We start from the raw sequence: 16,640 nt of genomic DNA, 5'->3' as shown, positions 1-16,640 counted from the left end.
CGCGTGAGTTAAAAATTACTCATGCAAGTAAGGAAGGAAGACTCCGTCACGACCTCCGCCCGCCGGGCGCAGATCGTGGCGGCCACGATCGAGACGATCGCTGACCTGGGCTACCACCAGGCGTCCTTCGCCCGCATCGCGGAGCGGGCCGGGCTCAGCAGTACGCGGCTGATCTCGTACCACTTCGATGGCAAGGACGACCTGATGGGCCAGGCGATTGTCACGATCTACGAGGGGATCGCCACGTTCATGACCGAGCGGGTCAGCGCCCAGACCAGCCCCGGCGCCGCGCTGGACACCTACATCCGCTCGCTGATCGGGTTCATCCGGGACCATCGCCGTGAGATGCGCGCGGCCACCGAGATCTTCCTGAACTTCCGGCCGGAGAAGGGGACCACCGCGCAGGAGGCGGCCGTGGATCCGGCCTCGCTGGGGCACATCGAGCGATTGCTGTTCTGGGGGCAGGAGTCGGGCGAGTTCCGCCGGTTCAACACCCGCGTGATGGCGATGGCCATCCAGCGGGCCATGGACGGCCTGCCGTTCCTGCTGGAGGGCGACCCCGGCGCGGACCTCGACGTGTACGCGGACGAGCTGGTCGAGCTCTTCCGCCTGGCGACCCGGGCCACGCCGTGAGCTCTCGCGCCAAGACGTCGCTGCTCGTCCTCGTCGACATGGCCCTGCCCATCGGCCTCTATTACGTACTGCGCGCGATGGACGTGAGCTATCACTCCGCGCTGCTGATCAGCTCCCTGCTCCCCGGCCTGAGCGTGGTCGCCAGCCTGGTGCGCCGCCGCCGGCCCGACGGGCTCGGCCTGTTCATGACGGCCATGATGGTCGGCAGCGCGGCCGTCTCCCTGCTCGTCCACGACCCCCGCTTCCTGCTGGCCAAGGACGGCTGGATCACCGCCATCTCGGGCCTGTGGTTCCTGGCCAGCGTCCGAGGCCGGCAGCCGCTGGCCTTTGCCTTCACCCGCTTCGTCCTGGAAGGCCGCATCGGTCCCCTCAAGGGGGAAGACGGCTCGGGCCGCGAGTCCTGGGACGTCCTGTGGGAGCGGCTGCCCGCCTTCCGCCGGATCTGGCGGGTGGCGACGGTCATCTGGGGCATCGGCCTGCTGGCCGACGCCGCCGTCCGCGTGACCATGGCCTACACCCTGCCGCCCGACGTCGTCCCGGGCCTGGGCGGTCTGCAGTACGGCGTCTTCATGGTGCTGATGCAGGTCGTGATGGCGTGCTACCTCGTCCCCACCGGCCTGTACAACCGCTGGTCCGCGCTCTACTTACCGCTCAAGGAGGCCCCCGCGTGATTCCCGCCCAAGGAGAGACCCGCGTGACCGCCCCCCGCTCCCTGGCCGTCCCCCGCATCCTGGCCGTGCTAGGCGCGGCCGCCGCCGCTCTGGCCGTCTGGGCGGCTGTCCACGTCCTCGCCGGCGTCGAGCTGGCCTCGACCTCCGGAGAGGTGACCGCGGTCTCCGTGATCGTCGCCGCCCTGGTCGCCGGTCTGGCCGGCTGGGGCCTCCTGGCCGTGCTCGAACGCGTCACGGAACGGTCGCGCGCGATCTGGACGTGGATCGCCGCCGTGTTCCTCATCATGTCCCTGGCCGGCCCACTCACGATGGGCACCACCGGTGCGGCCAAGGCATCACTGGCCGCGCTGCACGTGGTCACCGCGGCCGTCCTCATCGTCCTCCTACCGCGCCGACGTACGCGCTAGGCGTACTCCCGCTCCTCCGGAGGACCCTTCTTCCGCTCCCCCGGAGGGGGTATCCCTCCTAGGGACCCAGTCACGACGGACCGTCATTTCCCGCTCCCTCGGATCCGCCCTAGGGACTCCAGCTAGGACGGACCGTCATTTCTTGCTTCCCCGAAGGGGGGTTCCCTCCAAGGGACCCCAGCCACCATGGACCGTCACACGGACCAAGACGGTCGTGTGACGAACCTCCTCCGGAAGCTAGGCCTGCTCAGGCAGCGCGGCCGGATTGCGGGCAAGCAGCCCACCATCCACCCGGTGCTCGGCCCCGGTGATGAACGACGACCGCGGCCCGGCCAGGAACGCCACCAGCTCAGCCACCTCCTCCGGCCTGCCCACCCGGCCGAGGGGGTGCGCCCGGCCCCACTCCGCCACCTGCTCCTCCTGCGACAGCCCGCCACGCCACAGATCGGCCGCCCAGCGCAGCATCGGTGTGTCGACCGAGCCGGGGCAGACCACGTTCACCCGGATGCCGTCGGCCGCGTGGTCGAGCGCCATCGCCCTGGTCAGGCCGTTCAGCGCGGCCTTGCTGGCGGTGTAGGCGGCCACCTGCGCCTGCGAGGCGAACGCCTGCACCGACGACATCACCACGATCGAGCCGCCGCCGCGCGCCCGCATCCTGGGGATAGCGGCCTTGCAGGCCAGATAGACGCCCTTGAGGTTGATGTCGAGCACCTCGTCCCAGACGTCCTCCGGCGTGTCCTCGACCGTGCCGTAGCGCTGCACGCCCGCGCACGTCACCACGATGTCGAGCCCGCCGTACTTGGCCACGGCCAGGTCGACCAGGTCACGCATGTCGCCCGCCCGCCGTACGTCCGCGACCCGCCCGGTCACGTGCTCGCTGTCGAGCTCCGCCCCCTTGTCGGCCCCGCAGAACACCACGGACGCCCCGCCGTCGGCCAGCCGGTCGACCACCGCCCGCCCGATACCCATCGAACCGCCCGTCACCAGGGCGACTTTCCCGTCGAACTCACTCACGTCACAACCTCCGCGCGCAACCTCAGCACCTTCGTCTCGTGTGGGCCCAGGGTGAGCGCCGTGCCGTTCGCCACCGCCTCGGCCAGCCCGTTGGTGGGCATGCTGGAGAACGGTTCGAGCCCGACCGTGTAAGCCCGCCCCCACCAGGGATAGTCGGTGGTCGCACCGACCTCCTGCCACATCCACAGGTACGGCAGGAGCGTCGCATCCCACTCCACACGAATACCTACATCCCCAGAAATTTCGTACCAGCCCTCGGTAAATCCGGTTAGGTAGACGATCTCGCTCGGCGACCCGGGCTCCGGCACCACGCTCAGATCCGTCTCGCCGCCGTCGTCGGCGGGCACCACGGGCCACTTCCACGGGCCGCCCGCCTTGACTCGGCGGCCGTGGGCATTGATGGCGCTCTCGTGCGGGATGACCGTCACGCCGGCCGGCAGCCGTACGCGGGCGCCCGGCTTGAGGAATGGCCGGCCGTACACGATGTGCTGTCCCCACATGGCGTGCAGCTCGACGCCGGACTCGTTGGTCGCGCGCCCCTCGATCTCCAGCGCGGCCGTCCCCGCCGCCAGCCGGAACGTCTTCTCGATCCGGTACGGCAGGCGCCGGGTGCGCACGCTGAGCCGTACCGCGACCTCCTGCTCGGAGTCGGCCACGACCTCGGCCTGCCACGGGAGCCCGGCGACCTCCCCGTGCTGCGCCAGCCGGGCGCCGCGATATTCGCTGGGCGCGCCGCCGTTGGGGAAGATCTCCTGCCAGCCGCCCTCGTAGTGGTCGATGAACTGGGCGACGTCGTCGGCGGCGCCCTGGAGGTGGTCGTGCGGGTCGCGCAGCCCCTGCGGCGAGAGCCAGACGAAGTCAGTGTCGGTTGGCTTGTGCAGAAATTCGATGACATCGCCGCCCTTGTCGGGCACGACGGTCACGCGGAGCCGTTCGTTCTCCAGCACGACCGCCCGCAGCCCGTCGATCACGACGTGCCGCAGGCGAGCCGCCCAGTTCCGGGTACTCACCCGAAAGTCACATCGATGAAGCGCGGCCGGTAGATCGAGGAGTCCCGGTAGTGGTCGGTGTTGACGAAGCTGTTGACGTTGTAGGAGACGACGAGTCCGTTGCCCGCCACGTCGGGGTGCGCGTGGGCGTTGTAGGTGAAGATGTTCCCGTTCGTCTCGGGGGTGGTGTAGACGGCCTGCTTGCCGGTGAACGGGCCGAACGGCGAGCACGAGGTGTACGCCACGATGTGCGAGCTCAGGACCTCGGTCGTGTCATGGGTGATCAGTACGTAGCCGTTGCCCACCTTGGTGACGCTGTACTCGTTGGCCACGCCGCTCATGATCCGGGCCGAGTCGGCCTCGTTGCTCGACCAGGTGCCGTCGGCCTTGAGGTACTGCCACTGTCCGAGCAGGCTCTGGCCGGGCACCCTGGCGATGTGCATGTACTTGGGCGAGCCGAGATCCTCCACCCCGTAAACGTAGGTGTAGCCGCCGTCCTTGAGGATCCCGGAGGCCCAGGACACGCCGGCCGACGACGGCAGGTCGGTCACGCTGATCGGCTGGTCGAGCCGGCTCTGCGCGAACCTGGCCACCACGTTCCGGTGCCAGCGCCAGTCCCACGCGCCGGTGCCGTAGCGCTCGTACTCCTGGTAGGTCACCTCCACGATGCCGCCCGCCAGGGTGGCGTCGCCGGCCCAGTACCAGTGGTTCTGGTCGCGCGGGGGCATCACCGCGGTCGGCTTCGCGGCGGTGCCGGCGTGGATCGTGGAGAGCCTGCCGTCGCGCTCCACGGCGAAGGAGTTGTTCAGGAAGACGGTCGTGCCGCCCTCTTCGACCACCGGCGGGCGGCTGCCGTCAGGGTTGATCTTGCCCAGGAAGGTGTCGGAGAAGACCCACACCTCTTTCCCGCTGGGCAGCTTCAGCGAGTAGGTGCCGTCGGCGCCGGTCCAGTCGTCCAGGCGGCTGTTGTCGTTGCCGTACGCGGTGAACAGGCTGGTCAGCCTCGCGTCCACGGACGCGCCCCGCACCGTCGGCCCGCATGTCGCACGGGTGGTGGCCTGCTGCGTCGTGGCGGCGGAGACGGACGGCACCGGCTTGGGCGGTGCGGCCAGCGCCTGCTGGGGCACGGCCGCGAGGCTCAGCAATCCGATGGCGAGGGGGATGAGGGCGGACCGGAATCGCGTCATCACACGTCCTAAGGGAGGGGGGTTCCCTACAGTTCTAGTCATTTGATCACTTTGTGTCTAGGGCCTCACGGGGCAATGATCCAAATGTTGTGGAAGGCGTGGTTTCCGGGGATTCGTAGCCATCTTGTGGCTTTTTCCGGGCATGACGTGAGGATGATCGGGTAACCCGCCCCCATGTCCTTTGCGCGCTACGAGGGATGGCTGCTGGCCGGGCGCTACCGGTTGCTGTCCGAGCTGGGCCGGGGCGGCATGGGCAGGGTCTGGCGGGCTCATGACGAGCTCCTGGATCGCCAGGTCGCGGTCAAAGAGGTCACCATCGTCGGCCCGCAGCACGAGGAGCTGATCGGCCGGACGATGCGGGAGGCCCGCATCGCCGCCCGGCTGAGCCATCCGCACATTGCGGCCATCTATGACGTGGTACTGGTCGACGAGCGCCCGTGGATCGTCATGCAGCTCGTCCCCGCCCGCAGCCTCGCCCAGGTGATCGCCGAGCAGGGCCCGCTGCCCGTGGCCACCGTCACCCGCATCGGCCTGGAACTCCTGGACGCCCTGCGCGCCGCGCACGCCGTCGGGGTGCTGCATCGCGACATCAAGCCCGCCAACATCCTGCTCACCGACGACGGGCACGCGGTCCTGACCGACTTCGGCCTGGCCACCACCGTGGACGACGAGTCCCGGGTCGCCCGGACGAGCATGGTCGTCGGCACCCCTGCCTACATCGCTCCCGAACGGGCCGGCGGCGACCCGTCCACACCACAGGCCGACCTGTGGTCGCTGGGCGCCACCTTGTACACGGCTGTGGAGGGCCACTCACCCTTCGGCCGCAGCACCGAGACGGCCACGCTGACCGCGATACTGACCACCACCGCCTATCCGTTCAACCTGGCCGGCCCGCTCGCTCCGGTCATCGCCGGCCTGCTGGACAAGGACCCCGACCAGCGCAGCGATGTGGCCCGCGCCCACGACCAACTCCTGCGAGTGGCCACCCGAGGCGAGCTTGGCCTCGCGGGGCTGTCGTACTCCGGGGGCCGTGCTTCGTACTTGCCGGATGAGCCCCACCACGCGGACCCGGCCTCGCACCAGCACCTGGGCCCGGCCCCGCACCACTACCCGGGCCCGGACCAGAACCTGGGCCCGGCCTCGCACCTGGACCTGGACCGGGATCCGCGTGCGGACCGGGACCCGCGTGCGGACCGGCGCTCGCACCCCCACCCCCACCCCCACCCCCACCCTCACCCCCACCCCCACCTTCGCCCGCGGCCGGGCCCGCGCTCGCTGAAGACGGCGCGAGGGCTGGTGCGATGGTCGGGACCACGTTCAGGGACGATGCCACGTTTAGGGACGATGCCCCGGTCAGGGACGATGTCACTGTCAGGCTCGACGCCGGGGTGGGTGGCGATGCCACAGTCGGGCGTGATGTGGCGGTCCGGCATGGTCCGGCGGTCAGGCGTGGTCCGACAGTCGGAAGCAGCGCGGCGATCGGCCGCGCTGCGGCGGTCAGAGGCGATGCGGCGTCTGATCACCGAGCGCTGGCGCGAGACGGCCTTGATCGCCGCCTTGATCGCCAGCGTGATAGCCACCGGCTCCTGGTGGAACGCCGTCCCCGGCAGCCCCGCTCAAAGCACCCCCGCTCAAAGCACCCCTGCCGACATCGCACCGGACCTGGCATTCGAGCTGACCAGCATCCCGCAAGCCCACGCCGTGTCCCGCCAGCGACTCACGGAGACATCCGACGGCCGCGTACGAGCCGACATCCGCCCCAACCCGGCCCCGGCCACCTCCTCCAGCAAGACCGCCACCGCGCTGAAGAAGGCGGAGAAGGCAGCCAAGAAAGCAGCTCAGAAGGCGGCGAAGAAGGCAGCCAAGCAGGCGGCCAAGCTCGGTAAGACCCACGGCAACAAGCATTAACCGGCCTGGCTCCGGTCAGCCGCGCCGTGAGTCAGTCTGCTTCGGGTGCCCGGTCCCCGCGCGGGTGATCCACAAGGTGCGGCCCTCGTCGTCGATCGCGTACCATACGCGACCCCCCGATGTGGCTTCGTACTGCCATTGCTCCAGTGAGTCGCCGCCCACCTTCACGATGCCCAGAGCGCCTTTGAGGGGGTGCTGGCGACTGTCAACATGTCGTGGATCACTGGTGATGGCAACCCAGGCTCGGTCGAGGTTCTCCCGGGCTTGGGCGAGTAGATGACCCCAACCTTCGGCTGCGCGTCGGTCGGCGAACCGTACTCGCCATGGGTGAGGCCGGGGAACATCGTCACCTCGGCCTGCCATCATGACTCGCTGGTCGGGCGGGGGACTTCTGGCCCATCGCCGGGGAAGGGGCCTTGGAGTTCGCGGGCGAGTTGCGGATCGCTCCAGACGACGGCCGTAGATCGCCAGGAGGCCAGCGCGCGGCCGAACGGCAGCAGTTCGCCGGTGTCCGCTCCCGCGATCAGGTGGTCCAGCAGTTCACGTACGCATTCACTGCGCTCGGCGTCGGGCAGCCAGGTGACCCAGGGAAGTTCCTCGGCAAGAACCTCCTCGGCCAGGCCGACGTTACGGCGAGCGACGATGGCCAGCGCACGTGCGGCGACGCGCAAGCTGGCGGTTCCCGCCTCGAAACGCTCCGCCCGCATCAAGATGAGGTCCTCGTCGTCGCGCCGCTCAAGGATGACGTCGGCGTTGTCCAGCGAGGGGAGGATCTTCGATGGGCCGCGAAGAAATGCGCTGTACGAAAACCTCTTCGTCTCCATGGGTTCAGTATATCTGAAGTAGTTCAGATATGGCGTGCTGGCCCTGCTGAGGTGCTTTATCGCCCTGGCGTGAAACGCCGTTCCCGCCCGCCGCGCCGGGCGGCCTTGCATCCATCTCATGGACCGTCCTCTTTCTGGATCAGGGGATGAAGGGGCTTGCCCCGTAGAGATGCCATGAACGGGTCGGGCGTGTCGCTCGTCCATGACGTCGATGAGATCCGGGTGATGTTCACTTCGCGGCCGAGGGTCCGCTCGGCTGTTCGCGCCGCGTCATAGAGCTCGTCCTCGTCGGCTGACCCCACGATGAGGACATCGACGTCTTGGGGCGGTGGTCCCGGCTGGTTGGCGTGTCGAGCGGCCCAGGAGCCGTAGATGTACGCCTCGTCGATACCGGAGATGGGCCGGAGCAGTGGGGGCAGTACGGCGGCCGGACCGAAGGTCACGATCAGCAGATCGGTGAGGGGTTTCGCGATGATCGTGTCCGTGTCGGCGCGGATGAGGCGAAGGTTGCCATGCCGCCTTTCCCGGATCAGGCCGGCCGCGGCGAACCGGTCCGCTTCTCGGCTCACCATCGACTGCGACGTTCCGGTACATGCGGCGAGATCGGTGGTTGAGTACTCCTTCTCCGGGTGGAGGTACAACCAGGCGAGCAGCTCACCGACAGCGTTAGAGCGAAGGAGAGGCAACAGCAAAGGCGGGATTGGCCTCATAGATGCATAGTACTATGCATCTATAGCAAGTCCATCACTCTATGCGATCAACACAGCTCATGCCGTCACCTCCGAAGAGCCTAGATGTCCCGCGCGAAGCGCCGCCAGGCCGGGGAGGAAAAGGAGGTGCTGTGCAGAGTTCTCGGTAGGTACCCTGCGCGGGGGAATTGCGAAGGGAATCGCCGTGGCGCACGTCGAAGTAGGACATCTGACATACGTACTGCCCGACGGGCGGCCGTTGCTCAACGACGTGTCCTTCCGGATCGGCGAAGGCGTCAAGGCCGCGCTGGTCGGGCCCAACGGGGCGGGCAAGACCACGTTGATGCGGCTCGTCGCCGGGGATCTGCAGCCCGTGGCGGGGAGTGTGGCCAGTTCTGGTGGGCTGGGGGTGATGCGGCAGTTCATCGGCAGCGTGCGTGATGGGAGCACGGTGCATGATCTGCTGCTCAGCGTCGCTCCGCCGGCCGTGCGGGAGGCGGCCGAGCGCCTGGAGCGGGCCGAGCTGGTGATGATGGAGCGCGACGATGAGAAGGCGCAGATGCGCTACGCGCAGGCCATCACCGACTACACCGACGCCGGTGGCTACGACATCGAGGTGCTCTGGGACACGTGTACGGTTGCGGCGCTCGGTGTGCCGTACGACAACGTGAAATATCGGGATGTGGCGACGTTGTCCGGCGGCGAGCAGAAGCGGCTCGTGCTCGAAGCGCTGCTCCGCGGACCGGACCAGACGCTGCTGCTCGACGAGCCCGACAACTACCTCGACGTGCCGGGCAAGGAATGGCTGGAGCAGGCGCTCAGGGAGACTCCCAAGACGGTCCTGCTGGTCAGTCACGACCGGCAGTTGCTGGCCAACGCGGCCGACCGGATCGTCACCGTCGAGTCCGGAAATATCTGGATCCATGGTGGTGGGTTCGCCACGTACGCGGAGGCCCGCAAGGCCCGCAACGAGCGCCTGGACGAGCTGCGCAGGCGCTGGGACGAGGAGCACGCCAAGCTCAAGGCCCTGGTCATCATGCTGAAGAACAAGGCCAGGTACAACGACGGCATGGCCCCCGCCTACCACGCGGCTCAGACACGGCTGCGCAGGTTCGAGGAGGCGGGGCCGCCCGAGGAGGCCCCCGCCGACCAGAACATCAAAATGCGCCTCAAAGGCGGTCGCACGGGCAAGCGCGCGGTCATCTGCGAGGGGCTGGAGCTGACCGGCCTGATGCGGCCGTTCGACCTGGAGGTCTGGTACGCCGAGCGCATCGCCGTGCTCGGCTCTAACGGCTCGGGCAAGTCCCACTTCCTGCGGCTGCTCGCGGGCGAGCAGATCGGCCACTCCGGCGTCGCCAGACTCGGCGCCCGCGTGGTCCCGGGTCACTTCGCCCAGACGCACGCCCGGCCCGACCTGCTGGGTCGCTCTCCGGTGGAGATCGTCATGACCGAGCACGCCAGGCTGAAGAACGAAGCGATGAAGGTCCTGGCCCGCTACGAGCTGGCCGGGCAGATCGCGGAGCAGCGGTTCGACACGCTCTCGGGCGGTCAGCAGGCGCGGCTGCAGATCCTGCTGCTGGAGCTGTCCGGCGCGACGCTGCTGCTGCTCGACGAGCCGACCGACAACCTCGACCTGGCCAGCGCCGAAGCGCTCCAAGCGGGTCTGGACGCGTTCGCGGGCACGGTGGTGGCGGTCACGCACGACCGCTGGTTCGCGGCGGATTTCGATCGCTTCCTGGTCTTCGGCGCGGATGGCACCGTTTACGAGGCTTCCGAACCGGTCTGGGATGAGGCCAGGGTCGTCCGTCCCCGCTGAACGCGTTAAAGAGCTCCATAAAGAGTTGGTACGGCAGGCGCGTGTCCCGCCCCTGCCGTGCCCATAGACCGGCTATCACGGCAAAGTGATCCCGCGTAGCCGAACCGTCAGCCTCCTCGCACTCGGGGCGATCTGCCTAGCCGGGTGCTCCAGCGAGGAACCGTCCAAACAGCAGCTCAAGCCCCTCGTCCTCAAGGAGCAGGTGTCGAACGTCGTCAAGTCGTCCGACGGCTACGCCGTGAACTGGGCGGGGATCCTCACCAACGCCAACCCGTGGCACTTCGGCGAGCACGTGGTGGCGACGATCGTCGGGCGTGACGTCGCCGGCACCGAGGTGGTCCGGATGGACCAGTCGCTCGACGCCGTGCCGCCGGGCGGTTCGCTGGCCTTCACCGGCCAGGTCAACGCGCCCCAGAAGCCGGCCAAGGTGACCATCGACTATCGCCCCGCCCAGTGGCGGCCGGCCGCTCGCATCGCGTCGGCGTTCAAGGAGTTTCCCGTTTCGCGGGTGCAGACGCTCCGGCAAAAGGACCGTTCTTATCTTATTACCGGCTATGTCGACAATCCCTATCAGCTGCCCGCCAGCAGCCTGGTGGTGAACGTGTTGCTGCGCGACAAGGCGGGCAAACTGCTCGGCGGTGGCAGTACGTTCGTCGACGACGTGAAGGCGGGCAGCCCACCGCGCTTCATCCTGACCGTGGGCGGCCTGCCTGCGGGCAGCGTGGTGGCCAAGACCGATGTGACCGCCCGGACCTGGGGTTCGACCGGCCGCCCCTTCGAGGATCTGGCGCTGGGCGGCGCGGTGCCGCTGCACACGATCAAGCCGACCACCGAGCCGTTCGCGATAGACCGCGGCAGTCAGGCCATGACCGAGCACCAGCAGTGAATGGCTCATCAAATATCAATCAAATAAGCCGATAAATCGGGCGGAGCGGCCATTCGCTGCAAACCAGGCCGAGCGCCACAAATTCGTTCAGCGGAGCGCCGTCGGCAAGGCATTCATTCCCACAGAAGGAGTGGAACTACTAGTTACTAATCCATTACCTTCAGTCATATGAATGACCACGCCCTGGTCGAGTCACTCCGCGCCCGTGACCCGGGTGCCCTCGCCGCGCTCTACGACGCCTACGCCGAGGGCATCCACAGATACTGCTGGTCCCTTCTCCTCAGCTCCGACGGCGCCCAGGTGGCGCTCCGCGACACGATGATCGCGGCGGAGGCCCACGCCGGCTCCCTGGCCGATCCCGGCCGCCTGCGCCCATGGCTGTACGCCCTGGCCCGCGCCGAATGCCTGCGACGGCGGATGGCCGAGCCGCCGAACGCCGACGAGGCCCTGGCGCAGGCCCCGCCTCCGGACAATCCGGCCGACGCCGACCTGCGCGTCGTGGCCTGGAACGCGATCCAGAGCCTGTCCCACGACGACCGTGAGGTGCTGGAGCTGTCGGCCAGGCACGAGCTGCCCACCCCGGAGCTCGCCGCGGTGCTGGGGGTCGCGGCGCGCCATGTCGAGGCGGCCCAGGAGGAGGCGCGCGAACGACTGCGTGACGCGATCACGGCGGAGCTGCTGGCCAGGAAGAGCCCCTACGACTGCGCGGCACGGGCCGGCATCCTCAAGGGCTTCTCCGGCAGGCTGACGCCAGAGACGCGCGCGCGGCTGGTGGGGCACCTCGCGGGCTGTCTGACCTGCTCTCCCCACCGCACGCGCCAGGTGTCGGCGGCCAAGGTCTTCGAACTGCTGCCCCGGATCCCGCTGCCGGAGTCGCTCGCGGTCAGGGTGATGAGCTGCTTCGCCGACCCCGAGCTCCAGCCCTACCGCCGCTACGTGGCCCGGCGCTCGGGGGCGCTGGACGCCGCCGGGTTTCCCGTTGCCCCGCGCAAGAACGCTCGCAGGTGGCCTCAGGCGCTGGCTGGCGCGATGGCGGCGGCCGCGACCGTGGTGGCGATAATGATGATCTTCCAGCAGTTCGGCCGGATCGAGGGTGGAGTGCCGGGCGTCGCGTCCGCCGCCTTCCCCGCGCCGGGCGAGCCGCCGGGCATCAGGCTGCCCTGGCAGCCCGAGCCCCAGGACCCGCGGATCAGCGTCGAGCCCATCCTGGACAGCACAGCCACTGTCCCGCTGGGCGCCCTGCCCCCGACGGCGACGCCGTCAACGGGCACCGTGCCCACTATCGGCGACCCGGCGAGCTCCGCCCCGTCCAGGGCCCCGGAGACACCCGAGCCCCAGTCCGACCAGGTCACCCCCACCCCCGACCACCAGTCCGCCGAGCCCGGGGAGCCGGACGCGCACCCGGGCAGGGAGCCGGACAAGCAGCCCGGCAGACACCCGCACAAGCACTCCCGCACACCTCGCCCCAACGACCTTCCGACGCCCGCCGCGACACCGACCCAGACGCCGGTCGCTCCGCCGGTCATCACACCGGCACAGACGCCGGCCCAGACACCCGGCCAGACGCCGACCGCGACGCCGCCCGCCACCGTCCCGGCCGGCTGAGGCCCCTGCATGGAGGCGTACCAACTGCGCGAGGACCCTCAACTGGGCTGCCGGGTCTGCCCCCTGCCGGTCAGCGAGGAGCGGGCCGAGCTGATGGCCAGGAGCCATCACGTCGCCTGGCCTACCTGGCTCGATCAGGGCCCCCGCATGCTCCGGGACGTCCTCGAACTGTGCCGCCTGCGCACCGCCCGCGGCCTGGCCGTCCTGTCCTGGCTCTCCGGGAGCGAGCCGCCCGGCGGCCCGCCCGCCGAGCTCGGCTGGCTCTGGTCCTCGCGCCGCCTGACAGGTCAGCGCCAGGAGCGCCTGTACGCGGCCGCCGCCGCGGTGCCGGAGCCCGTGCTCGGCCTCGTGCTCGCCAACTGGACCTGGGCACTCGGCACCTGCCACGGCGGCCGGGTCGCCGCCCCCTACCTGGCGGGCACCGCCTACCCCGGCGACGGGTCGGTGGCCGCCGCCGCCACGATGACCCTCTACCAGACCTTCGACCGCCATCCGGAGTCCCGCCCGGCCATCGCGGCCGCCTGGGCCGCGGCTCGGGCGGGCGCCGACTGGTGCCGGGCGGCCGAGTTGCACGCCGCCTACGGGACGCAGACGCCGGTCTTCACCTATCCCCGGGGTACGAGCCCGATCCCGGTGGGTGTGCGGCCGTGGATAGAGCGCCTGTTCCGCCTGCGTTGACGATGTTACGAAAGTGACCAGGATTACACAGAGTGACAGGCGGGAACTGTGTGCACTATGCACGCCATCAGAGCCGGACTCATGGCAGTCTGCCTGGTCGTCACCCTGTGCCCGCCGGCCGACGCGGCTCCCGGGCCGTCCCGCCGGAAGGTGATGCAGGCCCGCCACGCCGTACGGGATCGTACGCGGCAACTGGGCACCGCGAGCGCGCGGCTCGCCGAGGCCCAGTCACGGCTCGACGACCTGGCGGCCGGGGCGGAGCGGCTGGTGGAGGCGTACAACGGGGAGCTCGTCCACCTCGAACGCGCCAGGCGGGCCCGCGACCAGGCCCAGGCCCGGCTGGCGCTGGCCGACGCCGAGGTGGAGAAGGCCCGCGCGCCCGTCGCGCTGCTTGCGGCGCAGGGCTACAGCGGGCTCGACATGATCACGCCGATGCTCGGCATGATGACCGACATCGGCGACACCGACGGATTCCTGCACCGGGCGAGCGTCCTGGAACAGCTCAGCGGCGAGCAGGGCGCGGTGCTCGACCGGATGCGCGACGCCCAGGAGGTCTCCGCCATCCTGCGGAGCGCGGCGGCCGACGCGTACGCCGAGCACGAGGCCGTGTCCGAGCGGGCCAGGCAGGCGAAGGTCGCCGCGGAGGCGGCCGTCGCCGCGCAGAGGCGTGAGACCAGAGGGCTGGAGGCCGAGCGCGTCGCGTGGCAGCGGCGGGTCGACGCCGCGCGCACCCACGCGAACCTGCTGGCCAGGCGGCGGGAGGCGGCGCTGGCGCAGGCGCGCCTCAGCCACGGGCTGCTCGCGTCCGGCTCGCTCATGGGCGACGTCGCGGCCAACTGGGCGCTGACCCAGCTCGGCAAGCCGTACGTGTGGGCGGCCGATGGCCCGGACAGCTTCGACTGCTCGGGCCTGACCATGCGAGCATGGGAGCAGGCGGGCGTCGGCATGGACCACTGGACCGGCACGCAGTGGACCTCGGGTCCGCACGTGCCGCTCGACCAGTTGCGCCGCGGCGACCTGCTGTTCTTCGGCTACGTCACCAGCGACCCGAGCACGATCCACCACGTCGGCATGTACGTGGGCAACGGGCTGATGGTGCACGCGCCACAGACCGGCGACGTGGTGCGGGTCGCCTCAATGTGGCGAGGGGACTTGGTGGGTGCCACCCGGCCTCAGTGACCTACTCAGTCAGCTGTGGCCTTCATCCTTGGCGCGCTGGAAGGAGCGCTTGATCTCGACCTCGGCCTCCATCCGGCCCACCCAGTTGGCGCCCTCGACGGACTTGCCGGGCTCCAGGTCCTTGTAGACCTCGAAGAAGTGCTGGATCTCCAGCCGGTCGAACTCCGGCACGTGGTGAATGTCGCGAATGTGCTCCATCCGCGGGTCGGTGGCCGGGACGCACAGGACCTTGTCGTCGCCGCCCTTCTCGTCCGTCATCCGGAACATCCCCACCGCGCGGCAGCTGATGTAACAGCCCGGGAAGGTCGGCTCCTGGAGCAGCACCAGCGCGTCGAGCGGGTCGCCGTCCTCGCCGAGGGTGTGCTCGATGAAGCCGTAGTCGGCGGGGTACTGCGTAGAGGTGAACAGCAGCCGGTCAAGCCTGATGCGACCGGTTTCGTGGTCCACTTCATACTTGTTCCGTTGTCCCTTGGGAATCTCAACGACAACGTCGAACTCCACCGCGGTTCCTCCGCTCACGCCGAGTGGGCGTTAATGTCTCGTAGGCGAACACCAGGAGAGAGGTCAGGCGACGTGGCGCGGCACGAGCGGTGGGTGATGCTGACCACTCTCGCCATGCTCCAGGTGCTGACCATCGTCATCGGCCTCTATGCGATGACCAACGACTTCAGCCTGGGCGCGCTGACGAGGGGATCGTCACCGACCGAGCCGACACCGTCTCCTCAAGGGTCTCCCCCCGTCTCCGTGGTCACCGCGGGGCCGGTGCTGGCCCAACTCCAGGTGAGGGCCGGAGACGGACCTCTCACTACTAAGCGTACTTTGACCCAGCAGCTCACCCGCGCCCTGGGTGACGAAGCGCTGGGCGCTCGGGTGGGCGCGGTGGTCCTCGACGCCGCCACCGGCGAGCAGGTATTCGCCGCCAATCCCGACGTCGGCATCACTCCCGCCTCCACCACAAAGTTGGTCACCTGCACGGCCGCGCTGGCCGCGCTCGGCCCCGACACCCGTCTGTCCACCCGGGTGACGCAGGGCCAGTCGGCCAACTCGATCGTGCTGGTGGGCGGCGGAGATCCGACGCTCGCCGGGCCGTCGGCCAAGTCCCAGGACTATCCCAAGCAGGCGTCGCTCGCCACGCTCGCCTCACGCACCGCCGCCGCCCTGAAGGCCAAGGGCGTCACCAAGGTCACGCTCTCCTACGACGCCTCCCTGTTCACCGGTTCCACGCTGGCGCCCGGATGGAAGCCGGGCTACGTGCCCGACGGCGAGGTGGCGCCGGTCTACGCGCTGGCGATCGACGAGGGGCGGCGCGACCCCGCCGCGAGGCAGCCGCGCGTGTCCAACCCGCCGCAGTACGCCGCCGCCGCGTTCGCCCGGCTCCTGACCAAGTACGGCGTGGGCGTCGCCAAGTCCGTACGACCGGGCAAGGCGCCCGCCGGGGCCGCCGAGCTCGGCCGGGTCGACTCGGCGCCGCTCTACGCGCTGGTCGAGCACACGCTGACGTTGAGCGACAACGACCTGGCCGAGGCGCTGGCCAGGCACGTCGCCATCAAGGAAGGACAGCCGGCGTCCTTCGAGGGCGTGTCCAAGGCCGTGGTCGGGGTGCTGCAACGGCTCGGCGCGGCCAAGGGCGTACAGGTCTTCGACGGCAGCGGCCTGTCCGCGCGCAACCGCATCAGCGCCGACGCGATGGCCCGAGTCATCGCGGTCGCCTCCGCCGCTGCCCACCCCGACCTGCACCCGATCGCCTCCGGCATGCCGATCGCCGGGTTCTCCGGCACCCTGGGCAACGGCAAACGCTTCACCGGCGGCGACAGCAAGGGCCAGGTCGGCCTCGTACGCGCCAAGACCGGCACCCTCAACAACGTCAACACGTTGGCCGGCATGGCCACCACCAAGGAAGGGCGCCTGGTCACTTTCGCCTTCCTGGCCGACCGCGTCCCGAGCACCGCCGAGCCGGTGCTGGACCGACTCGCCGCCATCGTCGCGCGTTCCTAACGCTGTGTTGATGGCGGGTCTTCGCTGTGTTGATGGCGATCCTGCGGATCGCGGCTCAGGCGCTGGGGTCCGGTGTCTTCCGATCGTCGGTCAGTCGCTGCGCTCCCTTCCTCCTCACTCCAGACACCGGCGCTTCTTCGCGGGCCGGACAAGAACCAC

At 69.5% G+C, this 16,640-nt stretch carries 16 protein-coding genes; 10 read left to right on the top strand and 6 right to left on the bottom strand.

Annotated elements, in window-relative coordinates:
- Positions 1-21 precede the first annotated feature (21 nt).
- From AB0J16_RS02200 to AB0J16_RS02190, 3 genes are read left to right on the top strand one after another with little or no spacing between them, the layout of a single operon-like run.
- The gene (locus tag AB0J16_RS02200; protein WP_358533625.1) at positions 22-633 is read left to right on the top strand and encodes a TetR/AcrR family transcriptional regulator; all 612 of its coding nucleotides are present in this window, start codon (positions 22-24) and stop codon (positions 631-633) included.
- Entirely contained in the window at positions 630-1,304 is a 675-nt protein-coding gene (locus AB0J16_RS02195; RefSeq protein ID WP_358533622.1) for a VC0807 family protein, read from the top strand. Before AB0J16_RS02200 ends, AB0J16_RS02195 begins: the two co-directional genes overlap by 4 nt.
- Positions 1,305-1,327: 23 nt before the next feature.
- Positions 1,328-1,711, top strand: coding sequence for a DUF6069 family protein (locus tag AB0J16_RS02190; RefSeq protein WP_358533619.1), 384 nt, complete (start codon positions 1,328-1,330; stop codon positions 1,709-1,711).
- Between the two features lie 237 nt (positions 1,712-1,948).
- On the opposite strand, the gene AB0J16_RS02185 is transcribed toward AB0J16_RS02190, so the two are convergent.
- The 3 genes from AB0J16_RS02185 to AB0J16_RS02175 are packed head-to-tail and all read right to left on the bottom strand — an operon-like array spanning position 1,949 to position 4,901.
- Positions 1,949-2,725 (bottom strand): SDR family oxidoreductase, encoded by a 777-nt coding sequence (locus tag AB0J16_RS02185; protein WP_358533616.1) that lies wholly within the window; start codon positions 2,723-2,725, stop codon positions 1,949-1,951.
- On the bottom strand, positions 2,722-3,735 hold the full coding sequence (locus tag AB0J16_RS02180; protein ID WP_358533614.1) for a DUF4432 family protein: 1,014 nt from the start codon (positions 3,733-3,735) through the stop codon (positions 2,722-2,724). The genes AB0J16_RS02185 and AB0J16_RS02180 overlap by 4 nt, the downstream gene beginning before the upstream one ends.
- The gene (locus AB0J16_RS02175; RefSeq protein WP_358533612.1) at positions 3,732-4,901 is read right to left on the bottom strand and encodes a DUF4185 domain-containing protein; all 1,170 of its coding nucleotides are present in this window, start codon (positions 4,899-4,901) and stop codon (positions 3,732-3,734) included. Before AB0J16_RS02175 ends, AB0J16_RS02180 begins: the two co-directional genes overlap by 4 nt.
- 174 nt (positions 4,902-5,075) lie before the next feature.
- Between AB0J16_RS02175 and AB0J16_RS02170 the strand changes: the two genes are divergently transcribed.
- Entirely contained in the window at positions 5,076-6,809 is a 1,734-nt protein-coding gene (locus AB0J16_RS02170; protein ID WP_358533609.1) for a serine/threonine-protein kinase, read from the top strand.
- A gap of 362 nt (positions 6,810-7,171) precedes the next feature.
- Here the strand turns inward: AB0J16_RS02170 and AB0J16_RS02165 are convergent, their stop codons facing one another.
- Complete coding sequence (locus AB0J16_RS02165; RefSeq protein WP_358533606.1) at positions 7,172-7,633, bottom strand: hypothetical protein; 462 nt, start codon at positions 7,631-7,633, stop codon at positions 7,172-7,174.
- 116 nt (positions 7,634-7,749) lie between these two features.
- On the bottom strand, positions 7,750-8,205 hold the full coding sequence (locus AB0J16_RS02160; protein ID WP_358533603.1) for a hypothetical protein: 456 nt from the start codon (positions 8,203-8,205) through the stop codon (positions 7,750-7,752).
- A 322-nt stretch (positions 8,206-8,527) separates the two neighbouring features.
- On the opposite strand from AB0J16_RS02160, the gene AB0J16_RS02155 reads away from it, so the two are divergent.
- The 5 genes from AB0J16_RS02155 (at position 8,528) to AB0J16_RS02135 (ending at position 14,486) form a co-directional block, all read left to right on the top strand.
- Positions 8,528-10,138, top strand: a complete 1,611-nt coding sequence (locus AB0J16_RS02155; RefSeq protein ID WP_358533601.1) for an ATP-binding cassette domain-containing protein — start codon at positions 8,528-8,530, stop codon at positions 10,136-10,138.
- An 85-nt stretch (positions 10,139-10,223) separates the two neighbouring features.
- On the top strand, positions 10,224-11,024 hold the full coding sequence (locus AB0J16_RS02150) for a hypothetical protein (RefSeq protein WP_358533599.1): 801 nt from the start codon (positions 10,224-10,226) through the stop codon (positions 11,022-11,024).
- Between the two features lie 168 nt (positions 11,025-11,192).
- A complete protein-coding gene (locus AB0J16_RS02145) occupies positions 11,193-12,629 on the top strand; it encodes a hypothetical protein (protein WP_358533596.1) in 1,437 nt (478 codons plus the stop codon).
- A 9-nt stretch (positions 12,630-12,638) separates the two neighbouring features.
- Positions 12,639-13,307 (top strand): hypothetical protein, encoded by a 669-nt coding sequence (locus tag AB0J16_RS02140; RefSeq protein WP_357938768.1) that lies wholly within the window; start codon positions 12,639-12,641, stop codon positions 13,305-13,307.
- 57 nt (positions 13,308-13,364) lie between these two features.
- Positions 13,365-14,486 (top strand): NlpC/P60 family protein, encoded by a 1,122-nt coding sequence (locus tag AB0J16_RS02135; RefSeq protein WP_358533594.1) that lies wholly within the window; start codon positions 13,365-13,367, stop codon positions 14,484-14,486.
- Positions 14,487-14,495: 9 nt separating this feature from the next.
- Here the strand turns inward: AB0J16_RS02135 and AB0J16_RS02130 are convergent, their stop codons facing one another.
- Entirely contained in the window at positions 14,496-14,987 is a 492-nt protein-coding gene (locus AB0J16_RS02130) for an inorganic diphosphatase (protein WP_225293326.1), read from the bottom strand.
- Positions 14,988-15,059: 72 nt separating this feature from the next.
- On the opposite strand from AB0J16_RS02130, the gene dacB reads away from it, so the two are divergent.
- On the top strand, positions 15,060-16,481 hold the full coding sequence (gene dacB / locus AB0J16_RS02125) for a D-alanyl-D-alanine carboxypeptidase/D-alanyl-D-alanine-endopeptidase (protein ID WP_358533592.1): 1,422 nt from the start codon (positions 15,060-15,062) through the stop codon (positions 16,479-16,481).
- Positions 16,482-16,640: the final 159 nt, after the last annotated feature.

This window comes from Nonomuraea sp. NPDC049750 (genome assembly GCF_040659625.1).
Taxonomy (GTDB): domain Bacteria; phylum Actinomycetota; class Actinomycetes; order Streptosporangiales; family Streptosporangiaceae; genus Nonomuraea.
The sequence above is the reverse complement of the archived record's forward strand: the minus strand, read 5'-3'. Positions and strand labels throughout refer to the sequence as shown.